Source organism: Sulfitobacter sp. DSM 110093 (genome assembly GCF_022788715.1).
Classification (GTDB): domain Bacteria; phylum Pseudomonadota; class Alphaproteobacteria; order Rhodobacterales; family Rhodobacteraceae; genus Sulfitobacter.
On sequence record NZ_CP085167.1, the window covers coordinates 2,613,364 to 2,629,983 of the forward strand.

14 protein-coding genes are annotated in these 16,620 nt (G+C 58.7%); 6 read left to right on the forward strand and 8 right to left on the reverse strand.

Features of this window, described 5'->3' with window-relative positions:
* Positions 1 to 19: 19 nt before the first annotated feature.
* The 5 genes from DSM110093_RS12855 to DSM110093_RS12875 all read right to left on the reverse strand — a co-directional run bounded on the left by DSM110093_RS12855 (position 20) and on the right by DSM110093_RS12875 (position 5,708).
* Complete coding sequence (locus DSM110093_RS12855) at positions 20 to 2,308, reverse strand: Bcr/CflA family efflux MFS transporter (protein ID WP_243265459.1); 2,289 nt, start codon at positions 2,306 to 2,308, stop codon at positions 20 to 22.
* A 136-nt stretch (positions 2,309 to 2,444) separates the two neighbouring features.
* On the reverse strand, positions 2,445 to 2,981 hold the full coding sequence (locus tag DSM110093_RS12860) for a cytochrome b (protein ID WP_243265460.1): 537 nt from the start codon (positions 2,979 to 2,981) through the stop codon (positions 2,445 to 2,447).
* A 106-nt stretch (positions 2,982 to 3,087) separates the two neighbouring features.
* On the reverse strand, positions 3,088 to 4,071 hold the full coding sequence (locus DSM110093_RS12865) for a YHYH protein (protein ID WP_243265461.1): 984 nt from the start codon (positions 4,069 to 4,071) through the stop codon (positions 3,088 to 3,090).
* A gap of 21 nt (positions 4,072 to 4,092) precedes the next feature.
* The gene (locus DSM110093_RS12870) at positions 4,093 to 5,232 is read right to left on the reverse strand and encodes a YHYH protein (protein WP_243265462.1); all 1,140 of its coding nucleotides are present in this window, start codon (positions 5,230 to 5,232) and stop codon (positions 4,093 to 4,095) included.
* Positions 5,229 to 5,708, reverse strand: coding sequence for a MarR family winged helix-turn-helix transcriptional regulator (locus DSM110093_RS12875; RefSeq protein ID WP_243265463.1), 480 nt, complete (start codon positions 5,706 to 5,708; stop codon positions 5,229 to 5,231). Before DSM110093_RS12875 ends, DSM110093_RS12870 begins: the two co-directional genes overlap by 4 nt.
* 73 nt (positions 5,709 to 5,781) lie before the next feature.
* Here DSM110093_RS12875 and DSM110093_RS12880 point away from each other — a divergent pair, with 73 nt between their 5' ends.
* Complete coding sequence (locus DSM110093_RS12880) at positions 5,782 to 6,519, forward strand: hypothetical protein (RefSeq protein ID WP_243265464.1); 738 nt, start codon at positions 5,782 to 5,784, stop codon at positions 6,517 to 6,519.
* Between the two features lie 93 nt (positions 6,520 to 6,612).
* Here the strand turns inward: DSM110093_RS12880 and DSM110093_RS12885 are convergent, their stop codons facing one another.
* Entirely contained in the window at positions 6,613 to 8,577 is a 1,965-nt protein-coding gene (locus DSM110093_RS12885; RefSeq protein ID WP_243265465.1) for a TonB-dependent receptor, read from the reverse strand.
* A gap of 146 nt (positions 8,578 to 8,723) precedes the next feature.
* The gene (locus tag DSM110093_RS12890) at positions 8,724 to 9,743 is read right to left on the reverse strand and encodes an MBL fold metallo-hydrolase (protein ID WP_243265466.1); all 1,020 of its coding nucleotides are present in this window, start codon (positions 9,741 to 9,743) and stop codon (positions 8,724 to 8,726) included.
* Between the two features lie 131 nt (positions 9,744 to 9,874).
* Between DSM110093_RS12890 and DSM110093_RS12895 the strand changes: the two genes are divergently transcribed.
* On the forward strand, positions 9,875 to 10,816 hold the full coding sequence (locus DSM110093_RS12895; RefSeq protein ID WP_243265467.1) for a LysR family transcriptional regulator: 942 nt from the start codon (positions 9,875 to 9,877) through the stop codon (positions 10,814 to 10,816).
* Positions 10,817 to 11,645: 829 nt separating this feature from the next.
* Here DSM110093_RS12895 and hisI read toward each other — a convergent pair.
* A complete protein-coding gene (gene hisI, locus DSM110093_RS12900; RefSeq protein WP_243265468.1) occupies positions 11,646 to 12,119 on the reverse strand; it encodes a phosphoribosyl-AMP cyclohydrolase in 474 nt (157 codons plus the stop codon).
* 87 nt (positions 12,120 to 12,206) lie between these two features.
* On the opposite strand from hisI, the gene DSM110093_RS12905 reads away from it, so the two are divergent.
* The 4 genes from DSM110093_RS12905 to DSM110093_RS12920 all read left to right on the forward strand — a co-directional run bounded on the left by DSM110093_RS12905 (position 12,207) and on the right by DSM110093_RS12920 (position 16,509).
* The gene (locus DSM110093_RS12905; protein WP_243265469.1) at positions 12,207 to 13,367 is read left to right on the forward strand and encodes a GTP-binding protein; all 1,161 of its coding nucleotides are present in this window, start codon (positions 12,207 to 12,209) and stop codon (positions 13,365 to 13,367) included.
* Between the two features lie 75 nt (positions 13,368 to 13,442).
* Positions 13,443 to 15,365 carry a threonine--tRNA ligase gene (gene thrS / locus DSM110093_RS12910; protein ID WP_243265470.1) on the forward strand — a complete coding sequence of 641 codons (1,923 nt, stop codon included), beginning with the start codon at positions 13,443 to 13,445 and terminating at the stop codon, positions 15,363 to 15,365.
* A 23-nt stretch (positions 15,366 to 15,388) separates the two neighbouring features.
* Complete coding sequence (locus tag DSM110093_RS12915; protein WP_243265471.1) at positions 15,389 to 15,877, forward strand: phosphoribosyl-AMP cyclohydrolase; 489 nt, start codon at positions 15,389 to 15,391, stop codon at positions 15,875 to 15,877.
* On the forward strand, positions 15,874 to 16,509 hold the full coding sequence (locus tag DSM110093_RS12920; protein ID WP_243265472.1) for a DUF1826 domain-containing protein: 636 nt from the start codon (positions 15,874 to 15,876) through the stop codon (positions 16,507 to 16,509). Before DSM110093_RS12915 ends, DSM110093_RS12920 begins: the two co-directional genes overlap by 4 nt.
* Positions 16,510 to 16,620 lie beyond the last annotated feature (111 nt).

Sequence of the window (16,620 nt, forward strand, 5' to 3'; positions counted from 1 at the left end):
TCTCCTGATGGAAATGAAGTTATGGTCGCGGGGGGCGTTGCTGTGTTGACGCATCGCATGTCGCCTCTGCGTCGCCACTGCTGCATCCGGTCTCGGCGGCGAAACATCCGATGACCTGATTTTCGGCAGTCGGGTTGACGTGATAGTGGTAGCCGAGACCTTCAACCTCATGACCACGGCAAGTATCGAGGTCATCGGGTTCAATGCCATCCGCGTCCAAACGGTCGTAAATGTCGAAGCCGTCCATCGCGACGCCGATCATGTCGGCGTGCCCCACCACCACAGCCGCAACGCGCGCGCCGCAGCCTTCGGTGACACCGTGGTAGTGATAGCCTGTGTGCGGATTGATGTGCCCGGTGCAATCATCAAACGGCCCCAGCGTGTGCCCGCCAAGGATCAGGTCTAGGGGTGCCGGGGCGTAAAATTTCACCCCGTTGAAGGCAAGCCCAATCCCCGTGCTCGCCCCGATCCGATCGTCCGATTGTGCAACGGGAACAGGAGTCAGCGGGATGAAATAGGTCTGCGTGACGGTGTGGCCGACATAGCCAAGTTCGCATTCCACGCAAATATTGTCAGGCTGGCCCGTTTCGTTGGTCGGATCGCCCGCGACGATACAGCCAATCTCGCCCGCGCGAACGTAGACTTCGCCGGTTTCGGGATCGAACATCTGCCAGGCATCGTCACCGTAGATTTTAGCAAGGTTCACGATAAATGCGCCATCCACATCACGCACCTTACCGTCAACGAACCATTTACCGCCATCCTCTGCCGTGTCCGTGATCGTGCGCGGGCAAAAGGGGCCGGTGATGTGATCGGACGGGGCGGCGACGACCGTGATCTTCAAACAGCTAGTCTGTGTTCCGCCCGACAACGTGCAGTCAGCGATCTCGGGGAGGCCGACAACCGTGGCGGTCTGAAACCGAGCCACGAGCTGGTCATACCGCGCAACCTCTGCTGCCGATTGGGCGTTTGCAGCGCTGCTGAGGACAAGGACAGTCAGAGGTAAGGTTCTTAGCAATGTCAGCATGCGATTATCTTTAATCCGGTTTGATTTTGCTTCAAGCGTTACACGTTCAAGGAGCCGAGATGACATCTTGATTGGGCTGAGCAGAAATGGTTGCGGTGTTGGCGACGAATTGCCGGTGTCAACCATCATCCACAAAACGGCGCATGTGGTTCCGACAAAGGCCAACAGCAGTCCGTAGGTCCAAATCAAGTTTTGCGAATTCATGGAAACAACCTGAATGCCGACAGCACCCATCATCGTAACGCTGAACTGGATAAGTGCCGCAGCCGAGCCGGTATCACGAGATTGCTGGTCCAGCATCAGGTTCGCGCCGGGAACGCGTACGGTGATAACCGCGACTGTTGTTGGCGCAACCAGCGCAGCGAATAGCCAAGGCGACAGCCCTCCGACAAGCAACATTGCTATGCCAGCCAGCACCACCACCACAAAGCTACCCAGAACGATGCTTTGAACCGGGATGACACGCGCAAGTCGCAGATACAGGACGGGTCCGAAGGCGGCGCATATGGCATTGAAAGCGAAAATGAAGCTGAACCCCTGCTCGGACATGCCGAACCCGTCGATATAGACATAAGCGGCGATACCGATAAACGCCATCAGGCACATGGGAGCCATTGAGAAGATCAATAACAGGTAGGCGAAGCGCGAGTTTGCGAGAACTGCACCCAATCGGTTCCAAGTCTTCAGGACAGGGTCAGTCGATTTCTCTTCAAGCGTCTCCCGATAAAGTATGACGAGCGAAGCTGCGACGCAGCCGAAACCGGCAAGAACGATGAACAATATCTGCCAAGACGCGATCTTAAGCAGGAAGGCCCCCAGTACCGGCGCAACCATAGGAGCCACGATAACCAGTGACATGATGATCGCCAGTGCTTTCTCCCGGTCGCGACCGTCGAACAAATCCTTGACGATCGTAGTGCCGATGACAGTGACGCCACCGCCACCAAATCCCTGCAGCACGCGGAACGCGATCAGCGCTTCGATGTTGAACGCGAATGCGCACAGAAGGCTGCCTGGGATATACAGCCCCAGTGCGGCAAACAGGATCGGTTTGCGACCGGTGCGTTCGCTCAGTGGTCCCCAGAACAGCATGCCCACGGCGAAGGCGACCATGTAGGCTCCGAGCGTCAGGTTCACCATCGCGGTGCTGGTTGAGAAGATCTCGGCCATTTTCGGCAGGGCAGGCAGGTAAAGATCCATCGTCAGAGGCGGAAATGCACCCAACACGATCAAGAAAAATAGAATTCCTTTCCTGCCCAATGCCGGTTGCTCAACTTTCATCGGAATCTGTCCTTCCAAGAGTATTGTATGGTCCTGCGCTTTCGAGGGGGCGGCATGCCGGGCAATTCCAAGACTTCCGCAACAGCATCTATCGGGATCGCTGAAAGTGTGACTAATTTTGCCACTCTTTCTAATTTCATCCGGCCATGCGCTCCAGTACGCCGTCCTGTCGCACTATTCTGTGCCAGATGACGGCCATTGCGATATGCCCGAGCACCAAAAGCGCCAGAACCCAACCCATCTCGCCATGCCATTCGGATGCGACCTGCATCCACGCAACCTCGACCGCGCGCGGCGCGAAAATCTCAATGCCGAGATAACTAAACCCGCGGGTGCTGCCTGCGGCCGCCAGAATACGGCTGGCCGGGACGATCACCATAAGGGCATAGATCGCGGCGTGTCCTGCGACCGCGGCCGTTCCAATGCGGCCAGATTGTTCTGGGCGCTTGGAAATGTTCATTAAGCCCCAGACCCCCCGGACCAGAACCAGAAAGAACAGCGTGATTCCGAGGTCGGTGTGATAGCTCCATAGAGCTTCGCGCAAGGCGTTCTCGCGCGGCAAAGCCCAATGCGCGGCGGCAGAAACAAACTGCGCCGCAAAAAGGGCCGCCATGCCCCAGTGCAGCAATCGACTGACAAGACCGTAGCGGGCGGGTGTGTCTGAAAGTGTCACTTTGATATTAGCCTTAGGTTTCCAGTTTTTACATTCGGTGTCTTAATTTACGCCGTTCCGGTTGGTCGGGCCGGTTCCCGACCGTCCCGGCATCTCACCTTTTTCCCTATGGGCGCTGTGGACGCGCGGAGGCGTCACAGATGCCGTCAGGGTTATTCAGTGTGCAACCGGCTTGCGCAGTCATACAGCCTAAGATCGCGTTCGAACCTGCCGCACCCGCGTGGTAGTAATAAACGCCATCATCCCCGACGCGGCCGTTACATTGGTCAAGACCTGTGGGATGCGACCCATCTGCCATCAGGTGCGGAAAGATCGCGTAGCCATCCATCGCGATGCCAATTTGTGCGCCTTTGCCACCGTCGTCAGTCGCGACAGGGCTATCTTCCAGACAATCGGTGACAGCATGATAATGGTAGCCGACATGGGGATTGATGTGCCCACCGCAATCATCGAAGGCCGCAATCGTGTAGGCGCTTAGGATTGCATCAACCGGCGCAGGACCATCCAACCGCACGCCGTTATAAGCGACCCCGGACCCGGTGCGACCCGTCTCGCCCGCATTATCGGCGGCGATGGGTTCAAGCGGGATCACATAGGTCAGTGTGGTGTCGTCAGAAATATATTCCGGAAGGCATTGGACACAGTAGTTCTGGTATTCCTCCGCAACATCGGGACGTGCCGCTGCTTCGCAAGCCTCAAGCGTGCCTGTGTAGCGGACATCTCCGGTGGTTTCATCAAACAGTTGCCAGTTCGTGTCGCCATAAAATTCGGCGAGGTTAGCAATAAAGTCGCCGTCGACATCATGGACCTCGCCGTTTTCCAGCCAGATGCCGCCCGCTTCTGGGCCTTGCGAAATGTTGGTCGGGCACCACGGGCCAGGTGTGTAATCCAACGGATTGCCGCTGACCGTGATAGAAAAACATTCGGTCTGCGCGCCGCCCGAAAGTGTGCATTCCACGACCTCGGGGCCGGAAATGACATCCGCTGAGACGAAGAAGGTGGAAATCTCGGCCAGACGTTCATCGGTCTGGGCAAAGGCACTGGTTGCGCTGACTGCGACAAGGAGTGCGGAAAGATAGGTGCGGTTCATTTCAGACGCCTCGATGAAGTACTATTGGTTGGGTGGTGTTGGCAGGGCGTCGCGCAGCGCAGCATCATCCACGCCGAGCGTTTCGGCGACCTCGGCAAGGTCGGCCTCACGACCACCGGCATCGTCAATCGCTTGCATCAATGCTTCGGCTGTCACGCCAAGGGACGCGGCCGCCTCATCAAAACCCGGCGGCAACTGACCGCCTTGGGGGCCACCGTTCGCTCTTTCTGCGCCGATCCCCCCATCCGCCGTTGTCGCGAAATTGTCCTCGGCCATCACGCCAACCAGGCACGCGGGCAGGTTCGGAAAGCTTTCAGAGGCATGGTAGTGATAGGTCTCGCCAAGCACTGTCGGTCCGATGTGCCCGCCGCATGCGTCCAGCCCTTCCGGCCCTTTACCATCAGCTTCCATGCTGCCGAACATTGGAAAGCCATCGAAGGCGTAACCGAACTGCGCGCTCGCATCCTGCGTCAGTGCGCAATCGGCCGAAACGCCTTCGGCTTCCAGCGCGGTTTCAATGTCGGTAGACGTGCCGTGCCAGTGATACCAGCCACCGGGGTCAATGTGCCCGCCGCAAACGTCCAGCGCAGGCAGATGGCCGGTGTCCAACACCGAAGGTGCGTCGGCAAAGATTGGCACCCCGTCGAGTGCAACGCCAACCGATGCCACAGTGCCGAGGTCGGTCGGCGTTTCCGCCATGACCGGATCCACCGGCAGGCGCATCGTGATCACGACAGTGTCATCTTCGGATGCTTCCAGACAAGCATGATCTGCATCGGGGCGGCCGCCTGCTCCGGGATCGCTGATCGCGATGTCGCCGTTGTCGTCATAGAATTGATAGCCCTGAGCGGCCAGCATCTCGAAAAGGGCGCGGTCAAGCCGATAAAGCCCAGCCTCTTCGCCGTCCCAATCCCAGATGCCGCCTATCTCGGCGAGGTTGGATGGGCAAAACGGCCCGGTCTCCAGCCCGTCCGGTTTGTATGCGACTGTGAACTCATAGCACTCGGCTTGGGTGCCATCCTCAAGCGCGCATTCGACGATTGCAGGATCTTGCGTAAACGCAGTTTGCGCAAACTGGGCGGGGTCGGGATGTGCGTAAACCGCACCAGGGATGAGCAGCGCAAATGACGCTGACGCTGCCAGGAGTGTGGATGGTCTCATCTATTTGTCTCCAATGGTTCGGTTTGTTCGGCATGCACAGCGCGACCGGGGGCGTGACCGCCCAGGCTGTCGCGCAGCGCGCGCGTTAAAGTGGAAAGCGTTTGCGCGTCAGTTTCACCCAAACGCGCAGCGATCATCGCGTCGATATCGCGCCATGCTTCATGAATATCCGCGAGCAAATCGCGGCCCCTATCCGTCAGTCGAAGGATGTTACTTCGGGTCTCATTGGGGTCGATAACGCGGGTGATGTAGCCCCCATCTATCAGGCGCGCCGTCATGGTGCTCATACTGGAGGGGGTGATGCCGAACGCGCGGGCCAACGTCACCTGTGACGCAGGCTCCATCCGGGCAAGCGCGTCAATCATCCGCGCCTGCCTTGGTCGCATGTCAATACGCGCAAGACGCTTGCGCAGCTCCTCCTCCACCAACGTGGCGGAATGAAGCAGGAAGTGAAGTTTGAATAAGTCAGTTGCCATACTTACAGTTCGTATGCTAACTGATTTTCGAGCGCAACCCATTTCTCAAACCACCACAGATAAGGGCCAATTCATGCCAAACACGCGCGTCGCATCCCTTTTTGCCGTCGGCCCGCCGCGACCCGCCCAAATGCTGGGCCTCGTCATCGTGACGGTGGCGGTCCTCTGGACAGTGTCAAGTTGGTGCTATTACGCGCTGGTCAACGGATGGTCGTTCGAAAGCGGCTATGACGATGCGCCGATCCTATTCACCGGCTTCTATCTGGTTTGGAGCGCCGTGGCGCTGGCGCTCTTCCGCCCCCTCTTTTCGATGCACGTCACACTACGCCGGATTATGGGACACATTGTGGCTTTGCTGCCGATCCTGCTGATCTATGGAGCGTTCGTGACGCTGGTCCTGCCTTTGCTGCCAGACGTGTCCGAAGTGCGCGCGCCACCGAACCCGCCGGAGTTCATGTTCGCCTCTGCATGGTATTACCTGCCCAAATCCGCCGACATCCTATTCCAGCAAACCTTAGTCGCAGCGATGGTATTGAGCGCGCATCGCGCGGGTTTCAGACTGCGCTTAATCTCTATCGGTATGGCCGTGATGTTCGGTGGTTTTCATCTGATGTTGATTTTCGACGGCTTCACGTCGCTCTACGTTGCACGCTTCACCATCGCCGCTGCGATCTTCGGTCTGGTGATCCCTTATCTCTATCTACGTACGCGATACGGGTTCCGGTGGGCCTATGGACTGCACTGGTCCTTCTATGCTGTCGACGCGGCAGTGACGCATGTGGTTTTGGCCGTGCCGCCGTGGATGAACTAGCAATCGCCACCCAATCTGAAACGCCCAGAATGTGGCCCAAACCCGCTGCGCAGGGGACTGATTACCCCCTGCGCCGCACTGCTAAGCCGGCAATTAGAACTTTGTCGTCAAGCTGACCCAGAACGTTCTTCCGTTCTGGGTTTTACCATGGTCATCACTGTTGATGTCTCGATCCGTGAGATTGTAGATCGCGCCACTAAGACTGACACTGTCGTTCACCCTGTAGTTTGCGCCGATATCAACCGTGGCGTAACTATCATAATCGCTTACAACCACCGCACCAGTTCTGTCCTGCGAGGCCGATAACGATGTGCCGATGTAATTCGCCGTGCCCCAAAGCGCGAGCTCCGGCGCAGGGGACTGCCAATCAAGACGGAGCTTGGCTTGGGTCTCAGGCGTGCGGTTTAAGGGTTGGCCTGCGAATACGCCGCTGCGTTGCTCGGATTCGAGCAAGGTAACGCTGCCACTAAGCTCAAGATTATTGGTCAAAAAGTGCCCGGCGGCGAATTCAAGCCCTCGGTTGCGCACGTGATCGACGTTTACATAGCGGTAAAGATCACCACCCTGCGGAGCGCCACCTGTGGCCACGAGTTGGCTGTCGATCTTGTCGTCGAAATCGATCTGAAACATCGTGGCTGAGAAGCTGCTTTGACCATTGTCAAAGCGCAGGCCAAACTCATAGTTCCGGCTGCTTTCCGCTTTGAGGTCCGGATTGCCTTGGATTGCATCGCCACTCCGGCTGCCGTTTGTGGGCAGGTAGTAGTTTTCATTCGCATCCCGCAATTCCGGTGTCTTGTACCCACTGGAAATGCCTCCGTTGATGTAGAAGTCCGAGGCAAGTTCGTACGATCCCCAGATCCGCGGCGTGAGCTTGCCGCCAAAGCGTTCGTCATCGGTATAGCGCGCACCGAGTGTCAGATCGAAACGGTCTGTGATGGACCAGATGTCTTCGACAAACAGGGAAGTTTGAGAGTTGCTAAATTCAAACCGTTGGGTGGTGTCGGTTGAGCCGAGGTTCATATCGGTCAAGTCAGAGGAAAGATACTGCCCTCCCACCGTGAATTGATGCAGGCCGTGCCACTCCAACTCGCGGGAGGCTTTGACATCCAAGGTTGTCGTCTCAAAGTCGATGATGCGTCCGACCGACGAGGTGGGCGTGGCGCGTTTGGCTTTCTCATACGCCAATAGGGCTGTTACATCCCAACCGCTCAGGTAGCCCTCATAGCCCAAGCCCAGAGTCTCACGCTCATCTTCGCGCAGGGTAGAGACCATTGTGGAGCCGCGCAGGCTCTCGTCTTCGTTGGTTGTGTCAGAACGCCCATAGCGCAACGAGACTTCATGATCCGGCGCGATGACCCAATTCAGAACGGCGTTGAGGTCAGTCAAGTCGCGGTCACTGCTGCCCACATCGGTACTGCTGTTGCGGCCCAGTGTCCGCCCCCAAAGTTTAAGCCCAACCGCATCCCCGACCAGCGGACCACTGAGATAGAATGAAGCTTGGTTTGAGCGCCGATCTTCCGAGCTTTCGGGGATCAGGCTTTCAAACGTTAGGGAGCCTGTCCAAGCTTCGGCCACAGGTTTGGTGATGATATTCACCACCCCGCCAAGCGCCTCAGAGCCGTAAAGCGAGGACATCGGCCCACGCACGACCTCAATGCGGTCAATGGCCGAAGCGGGCGGCACATAAAGCTGATCCAATCCCCCTGAACCATTGGTGCGCGACTGGCGGGTGTTGACCCGCTGTCCGTCGATCAAGATCAATGTATCTTCTGCCCGCAACCCGCGGAAGGTGATGTTGTCATTGTTGTCTACAAAAACACCGGCCTCGTCTTCAACTGCGTCGGTCAGGTCGGTGTAGCTTTCCGCTTCGAGGTCCGCACCTTTGAGAACGGTAACGCTGGCAGGCGCCGTCAGCGGATCGGTGGCAACTCCAGCGGCAGACAGGACCAAGGTGCCCAGTTCATAGCTTTCGCTATTCTGCGCCGAGACCAAGCTTGGACTGGTCAAAAGGATCGTGGTCGAAAACAGGGCTTGGGAAGCCCGTGAAAGTGTACGCATAACTCTATCCTGGATTTGAGACGTCGCCTGGGGGCGTGTGCTGCGACACTGCCTGGGCCGTTAGGGAACTGTTTATGAGGCGTCTACACGCCGGACAAGCGCAGAGGCGTAGATGTGCCATCATTTGCGCGATTAAGGTATCGGAATTACTTATCGGTTTTGGTGACCGCCCGAAATCGCTCTGCCTGCGCAAGTGCGCAGTTTTCAAGCACGTCAAACAGCTCCCCTTCATGCTGCCTGACGAACGGATGGGGCTCGCCCGGCGCACGGCCCTGCAGTTCCTTTAGACGCTGGACAGTGCCGTCGCGCCCCGGGTGGCCGGAGATGAAAACATCGACATCGGCACGCTGCGCATGCCGGCGCATCTTCCGTGCTGAGGCGGCATAGGACTCGAATATCTCGACAACCGGGCCAAAATTAAAGCCAGTACCCCCCCATAGCAACGCAGAATGCACGTCTTCCCCGTCGTAGACCGTAAATATCGGTGAGACTGTCCCCGGCGTATGACCCGGCGTGGAGTGAACCTGAAGTGAGGAATTGCCGAACTTCAAAGTCTGTCCGTCTTCAACAGTCCCGCCCTGTTCCGGCGCGGGGCCAAAGCGCGGGTGCACCCCAAGCCCACCGACAAGCGTCCAGTCTTCTTGTGTCATCAAGATCGGCACATTGAGGGCCTCGGACAGGTAATCAGCGCCGCCATAGTGATCGCCATGCCCATGTGTGACCAAAATCGCCTCAATCGCCGAAGGGTCGAGCCCCACATCTTGCATAGCGTCCAACACATGTTTTTGCGCATCTTCGTCCGTCCCAAGGCCGTCAATCAATAGGTAGCCTTCGGGGGTGCCATACAGCCAAGTCGTCACAGACGGCGTGCCGAGAAACCAAAGATTGTCGAAAACTTGGGTGGCCGGGATGGGTTTGAACTCATACCGATTGGTCGGACGGCGTTGCCCATCTTTGCCACTTGGGCGCGGCTTGCGTTCGCGTTTAACGTTCACGTTGCGGATGGGCCTTTCAAGGTCGCAAAGCGACGCGTACCCATCAAAGCCCGCCCCCGCAGCGGCACGCCCGAGGACGGCGTATTCTTCTTTGGATTTACCAACATCGGCCAGCAGCCCTCCGCCGGGCAGGCAGACACAACACATCAATATACCCAAGGTCTTCAGCAACACCATTCTCCTCAAACGCATTGACGGACAAAGAGCCGCCTCGATAGGAACCGCTGTACTGTAGAATACCTTGCAAGGCTCCCCTCGCAGGCGATAACTTATAAAAATAGTCGATAAGGATAGTGCATATCGTGGGCCTGAATGCATCCATTTTGCTCAACCGTTTTACGCTTCGCGCGAAATTTCGGCATATGCATCTTCTGATTGCTCTCGCGGAATTTGGCAGCATGCGAAAAGCGGCAATCCAGTTGAACATGACACAGCCTGCGGTGTCACAAACAGTGGCTGAATTAGAGCGTCTGATGGAGACAAAGCTTTTCTTGCGCCATGCGCGCGGCGTATCCCTCACAACTGCCGGAGCAGAGCTTTTACCCGCCGCACAGCAAATTCTGTCCATTTTAGGCGATGCGGCCGAGCGGATAGCCAATGAGATGCAGCAGAAAGGTGGCGTCGTTCGTATCGCGGCAAGCCCCGCGGCCGTGGGCGGCGTGCTTCAAGGCACTCTCGCCGCGTTCAGCCGCACGCATCCCGACATTCAACTTCATATCGTTCCGCTGCGCGATGGAAACTCGATAAGTGAAGCCTTGGACAACAATAGCGATTTAATCCTCATGCGCGCTCCGACCGCGACCCCAGAGGGATGGTCATTCGTTGAACTGGTTGATGATAGGCTGACGGCTGTCTGCGCACCTTCGCATCCGCTTATCTCCTGTGAGCGCCCAAGCGATACCGATCTTTCTGAGGCGACTTGGATGTTGCATCGGGTGGGCTCCGTCGCGCGAAACAAGCTTGAGAACAGGGCCGCTCGACATGATTGGCCATCCTTGAAGCTCTGTCAGATCGACGTGCATATCCCCAGCCTAACCCGAGATCTGTTAGTATCTTGCGGTTATGCCGCGTTATTACCGCGTAGCGTGTTATTGGCAGAAATTGAAACGGGCGCGCTAAAAGAGGTTATATCACCGCTGACCGAGCCGCTCGCCCCGTTGGGTTTCATGTGGAAGCCGGAAAATGGCCGGGTCGGCGTTCGCAAATTCGCAAAATTCTTAGCCGATTATCGATTCATGTCATAACAGACCCTGGTACTGAGCTGAGCTGAGACCATTGGCATCACTTAGAAAGTGCAGCACTGCGCTCCAATTGACGGTCTGCTATTAAGCCGTGCGTAGTTCACACAGCGCTCAATAGCATGGCCCCAACTGGAGGGCCGCGTTAGCACTGACGCGCATGCTGCAGCAAATGCCTGCGATCCGCTCATTTCTAACGAGGATGTTCGACCCAAAGGCACCTTTGGCGACAGCTCAAAATGCTGCGTTGCAGCCATTTGCACTAACCGAATCCTTTTATCATTTAGAGACCCGCTTGCGAAAGTATTTACGATTTCTTGTGAGCCTGAGAATTCCCGCAGTCGCCGATGCCATCGTTAGATAGATCGGGTTGCGAGCTTTAACTTCGCTACATCGGTTGCCCGCAATGCGAAGCAACCTGTCGTTTGGCCGTTATCATGTGGCATCGCTGTTCCGGCCACCGGATCCCGCCTCAGATAACGCCCGAGATATCCGCAATTACAACAGCATCCAGTGGCTTGTGGATCGTAAGCCTGAATTCCTGCATGCTGACATTGACCACGCGAACTTCAGTTGCCGGACCCGGACAGTCCGGGTCCGTGCAGATTGTCTCGCGCACAGAGACAAGGCAGGCGACCCCGTGGCCAAGTCGGGACCGCACCAGCCGCTTGATCCGCTGCCTATGCCAGAGGGCTTTTGCTGTCTCCATTGCATTCGGGTTTGTCAAAACAATCCTCTCAGCCTATCGCCTGCGGCGCATCGGGCCGCCCTCCTTCAAACCTTTCGGTTGCGCCCATTCAATCGCGCATCCTCGACGTCCCCGTCCGAGAACGGATCAGAGTTGGGTTGGGTTCGGCACGTCACCGTAGACGGCCACGGGATCGAATGTCTTATTATCCTCAACAAAGGCCAGCGGCGCACCGGCATCTGCCCCATGCGGGACGGCCCGGTAAAAGCAGGAGCGGTAGCCTACATGGCAAGACGCGCCTGAGCCGTTGACGGCGACGCGCAGCCACAGCGCATCTTGATCGTCGTCGATCCGCGCTTCGACCAGCTTCTGAACCAGTCCAGAGGTCGCGCCCTTGTGCCATAGGACCTGCCGCGCCCGGCTAAAGTAATGCGCCTCTCCGGTCTGGATGGTCAGGCGGAAAGCCTCGGCGTTCATCCAGCCCAGCATCAAGACCTCTCCCGTAGCGGCATCAGTGGTGACGCAGGGCATCAGGCCATCAGGGCCGAACTTGGGCGCAAGATCAGTGCTTTCCTCGACCTGCTCCACGGAGCGGCGGGCTTCAAAGTTCAATGCCGGCATCTTGGTCCTTTCGAGTCCCTTGCGTGAAGCTATGTTATATCATAACAAACATGGCGAAAAGCAAATATTCCACGGAAGGGGGACCACATGACAGTCGAGGATACACGCGTTCCGGTCACCTTGTTGACGGGGTTTCTGGGCTCGGGAAAGACGACGCTGCTGAACCACCTGATCCGCGATCCCGAGGCCGGTCGGATCGCCGTGATCATGAACGAATTTGGCGATGTCGGTCTGGATCACGACCTGATCGAGGAGATGACCGAGGAAACCATTCTGCTGCAATCGGGCTGTCTGTGCTGCGCTGTTCTGGGCGATTTGGTCGAAACCTTCGACAGCCTAATGGACAAGCGCGAAGAAGGGCTCATCGACTTCGACCGCGTTGTGATCGAAACCAGCGGAATCGCCGATCCGGGGCCAATCGTGCATACCATGGTGACCGACTACAACATTGCCGAGGCCTTCCGGCTCGATGGCGTCGTGACGCTGGCGGATGCGGCGACTGGGATGAAAACGCTCGATCAGCAATTCGAGGCGGTGCATCAGGTGGCCATCGCCGACCTGCTGATCCTGTCAAAGACCGATCTCGTCGATCCCTTTGATCTTTCCCGGTTCGAGAAGCGGTTGAGCAAGCTCAACACCACGGCGCGCTATGTCCGTGCCGACCACGGCAAGGTGCCGGTCGGCACGCTCTTTGGTCTGACCGCGATGCGCGCGGATGTGACCTCTTCGGATGTTGACAACTGGCTGGGTCTGGCGGCGACGCAAACCGAGAGGGCGGCCAAGCCCGATCCGTTGGCTGGCCTCTCGGGGATTGCTGTCAAACCTGACGCGCCTGCGACTTTCAATCCATCGCCCCCAACGCAGCACCGCGGGCACGACCACGGGATCTGCTCGGCCTCGATCGAGGTGTCCCACCCCATTCCCGCCGAAGTCTTTGATACATGGCTGGATACGCTCATGATGCTCCGGGGCCCCGATATTCTGCGCATGAAGGGCATTCTGCACGTCGAGGGCCTGCAATATCCCTTTGTGTTCCACGGCGTGCAGCACATCTTCGACGCCCCTGTACCGCTGAAGTCTTGGTCCGGTAAGGACACCACTAGCCGGGTCGTGGTCATCGCGCGCAATGTCGATGAGGCGGAACTGGCCGAAAGTCTCGAGGCGCTTTTGATGCGTCCCGAGAATTGGACGCCGAGTGAAACTCCGCCGGGTGGCATGATGGCCGACAGCACCGAGCTCCATGATTAATCGGCCGCGCCGCAAAGGCCCAAGACCAACGCCAGCGCAGACCGTCCCCGCGCCCATCCGAAAGAAAGACCCTCCATGATCCATATCCGCTTGCCAGACGGTGCGACCCGCGCGCTTGACTCCACAAGCACCGCCGCCGATCTTGCCGCCAGCATCAGCCCCAGCCTTGCCAGACGTACGGTGGCTGCCGTCGTCGATGGCACGGTCGCCGATCTCTCGGCCCCCCTGCCCGATGGCGCCGACGTTGAGCTCATGTCGCGCGACGATCCGCGCACTCTGGAACTGATCCGCCACGACCTTGCCCATATACTCGCCGAAGCAGTGCAGACGCTCTGGCCCGGCACCAAGGCGGCCATCGGTCCGGCCATCGAGCATGGGTTCTACTATGACTTCGAGCGAGACACCCCCTTCACCCCCGAAGACCTGCCGGTCATCGAAAAGAAAATGCGCGAGATCATCGCCGCCAAGACCCCGTTCACCTACGAAGAATGGAGCCGCGATGCGGCGCGAGAGCATTTTGCCGCCGCGGGCGAGACCTATAAGCTGGCGCTGCTGGATGCGATCCCGGAGGGCGAGCCGGTCAAGATTTATCGCCAGGGCGATTGGCTCGACCTGTGCCGCGGCCCGCATATGCGCAGCACCCATGATGCCGGCAGCGCCTTCAAGCTGACCCGCGTGGCGGGCGCCTATTGGCGCGGCGACAGCGACAACCAGATGCTCAGCCGCATCTATGGCGTGGCCTTTGCTGACCAGCCAGCGCTCGACGCGCATATGCAGATGATGGCCGAGGCCGAAAAGCGCGACCACCGCCGCCTTGGGCGCGAGATGAACCTGTTTCATTTCGAGGAAGTGGCCCCCGGTTCGGTCTTTTGGCACGCCAAGGGCTGGCGCCTGTTCCAGACCCTAATCGGCTATATGCGCGACCGTCAGGAAGCGGCCGACTATATCGAGGTCAATTCCCCCGACATCATGGACCGCGCGCTTTGGGAGACCTCGGGCCACTGGCAGAACTACCGCCAGAATATGTTCTTGGCCAAGACTGAGGACCACCGCGACTATGCGCTGAAACCGATGAACTGCCCCGGCCACATGTTGATCTACGGCCAAGGCACCAAGAGCTACCGCGACCTGCCGCTGAAGATCGCGGAGTTCGGCAAAGTGCATCGCTACGAGCCATCGGGCGCGCTGCATGGGTTGCTGCGCGTGCGCAGCCTCACGCAGGACGACGCACACATCTATTGCACGCCGGACCAACTGACCGAGGAGTGCCTCAAGGTCAACGATCTGGTCCTGTCGATCTATCGCGATTTCGGCTTCGAGGACGTGCGCATCAAACTCTCGACCCGCCCCGAAGCCCGGATCGGCAGCGACGAAAGCTGGGACCGCTCCGAGGAGGCGTTGCGGCAGGCCTTGGATAAGGCCGCGCATCCCTACACGATTTTCGAGGGCGAAGGCGCCTTTTACGGGCCCAAGCTGGAGTATGTGCTGCGCGACGCCATCGGGCGCGATTGGCAATGCGGCACGCTGCAGGTGGACTTTAACCTGCCGGAACGCTTCGGCACGACCTATGTGGCCGCCTCGGGCGACCGTTTGCCGCCAGTCATGCTGCACCGCGCACTCTTTGGCTCATTAGAGCGTTTCACCGGCATCCTGATCGAACACCACGCCGGCCATATGCCGCTTTGGTTGGCACCGGTGCAGGTAGTCGTGGCGACGGTTACCGAGGCCGCCGACGACTGGGCGCGCGAGGTCACGGCGGCACTCAAGGCCGCGGGCCTGCGGGTAGAGAGCGACCTGCGCAACGAAAAGATCGGTTACAAGGTCCGCGAGCACGCGCTGCAGAAAATCCCCCTGCAGATCGCGCTTGGCGCGCGCGAGGCCGAGGCCCGCAGCGTGACCATGCGTCGCCACGGCAGCGACAAAACCGAGACCATGACGCTCGACGACGCCGTACTGGCGCTGGTTGCTGAAAGCCAGCGCCCCAGCACCGCAGATTGACAGACAGGACAGAAGGACACCCCATGCAGATCACCCAAGATGACATCGACCAAGCGCTAAAGACCTGGGGCAATGGCAAAATCGCCATCTCCAAGGCATTTGACGCGGGCGGGATCGACGCCGCACGCGAGGTCGCCTCGGCCAATATCGATAGCTACTATGGCTACGACCTCGGTCCGGTCCTGTTCAAACCCACTATGGCCAGCGGCGCTAAGACCTTCCGCCCGACCAAGGCCGGGGCCCTCGCCTATTTCTGCGGCCATTCCGAGGAATACCCGCTGGACAACGGCTTTGCGATCATGGGCTGGGTCGCCTCCGAGAGTATCACCTCGGCCAGCTTCATCCAAGGCGATGTCGCTATGTGGATGGGCTGGATCACCCTAACCAACAAGGACGGTACCGTCACCACGGTCGACAAGAGCTTCGGCTACAAGAGGGACGCGGCAGGCACCCTGCGGATCGTCTTGCACCATTCCTCTTTGCCCTATCAGCCGTCAAAGGCAGCAACATGATCCTCGACACGACCGCGCCGTTGAAGCGCTGCACCAATTCTTCTGGGATGTCGGCCATTCATACCCCCGGCACCGCCGCGACGGTCTGGGAACGCGCCCCGCTGCGCGGTTTCCAAGACTGGATCGACGCCCTGCCCCCCAGCCAGCTGCCCCGCGCCCGCGTCATCCTGCGGCCCGAGGCGGTGTGCAACGCGCTGATCGAGATCACGGATTTCCACAAAATGCCGGACTGCCCGGAGCGCAATATGTTGATCGAAGACGCCTCGGCACTGGCACTGATTTTCGGCGATCTGATGCGCTGCGACCATGTGCAGCTGCGCCTCGACGTCGTCGACACCAATGCTTGCAGCAAGTTCCACATCGACGCAGTGACCGCTCGTCTGGTGTGCACTTATCGCGGAACCGGCACGCAATGCGGCATCTCAGAAACAGGCAACGACCCTGTCGAGATTCTGACAGTCCCCACTGGATCGCCAATCATTCTGCGCGGGACGCGCTGGCCGGAAAGCCCACCGGCGGGTCTGCTGCATCGCTCGCCCCCGATCGCGGGGACCGGAGAAACACGCCTGCTGCTGGTGCTCGACCCGATCGCCGATCCTGAGCAGGAAGACGATGCCGGATATTTTCACTGATAGGCACGCCCCTTAGTCTTCGATTTCGGGGCGTTCTGATTGCAAGCGACCTACGTGGCGCTCGCGGGCTGTAAATCAGGTTGCAGGGCCACCCTCAAACATAATAATGTA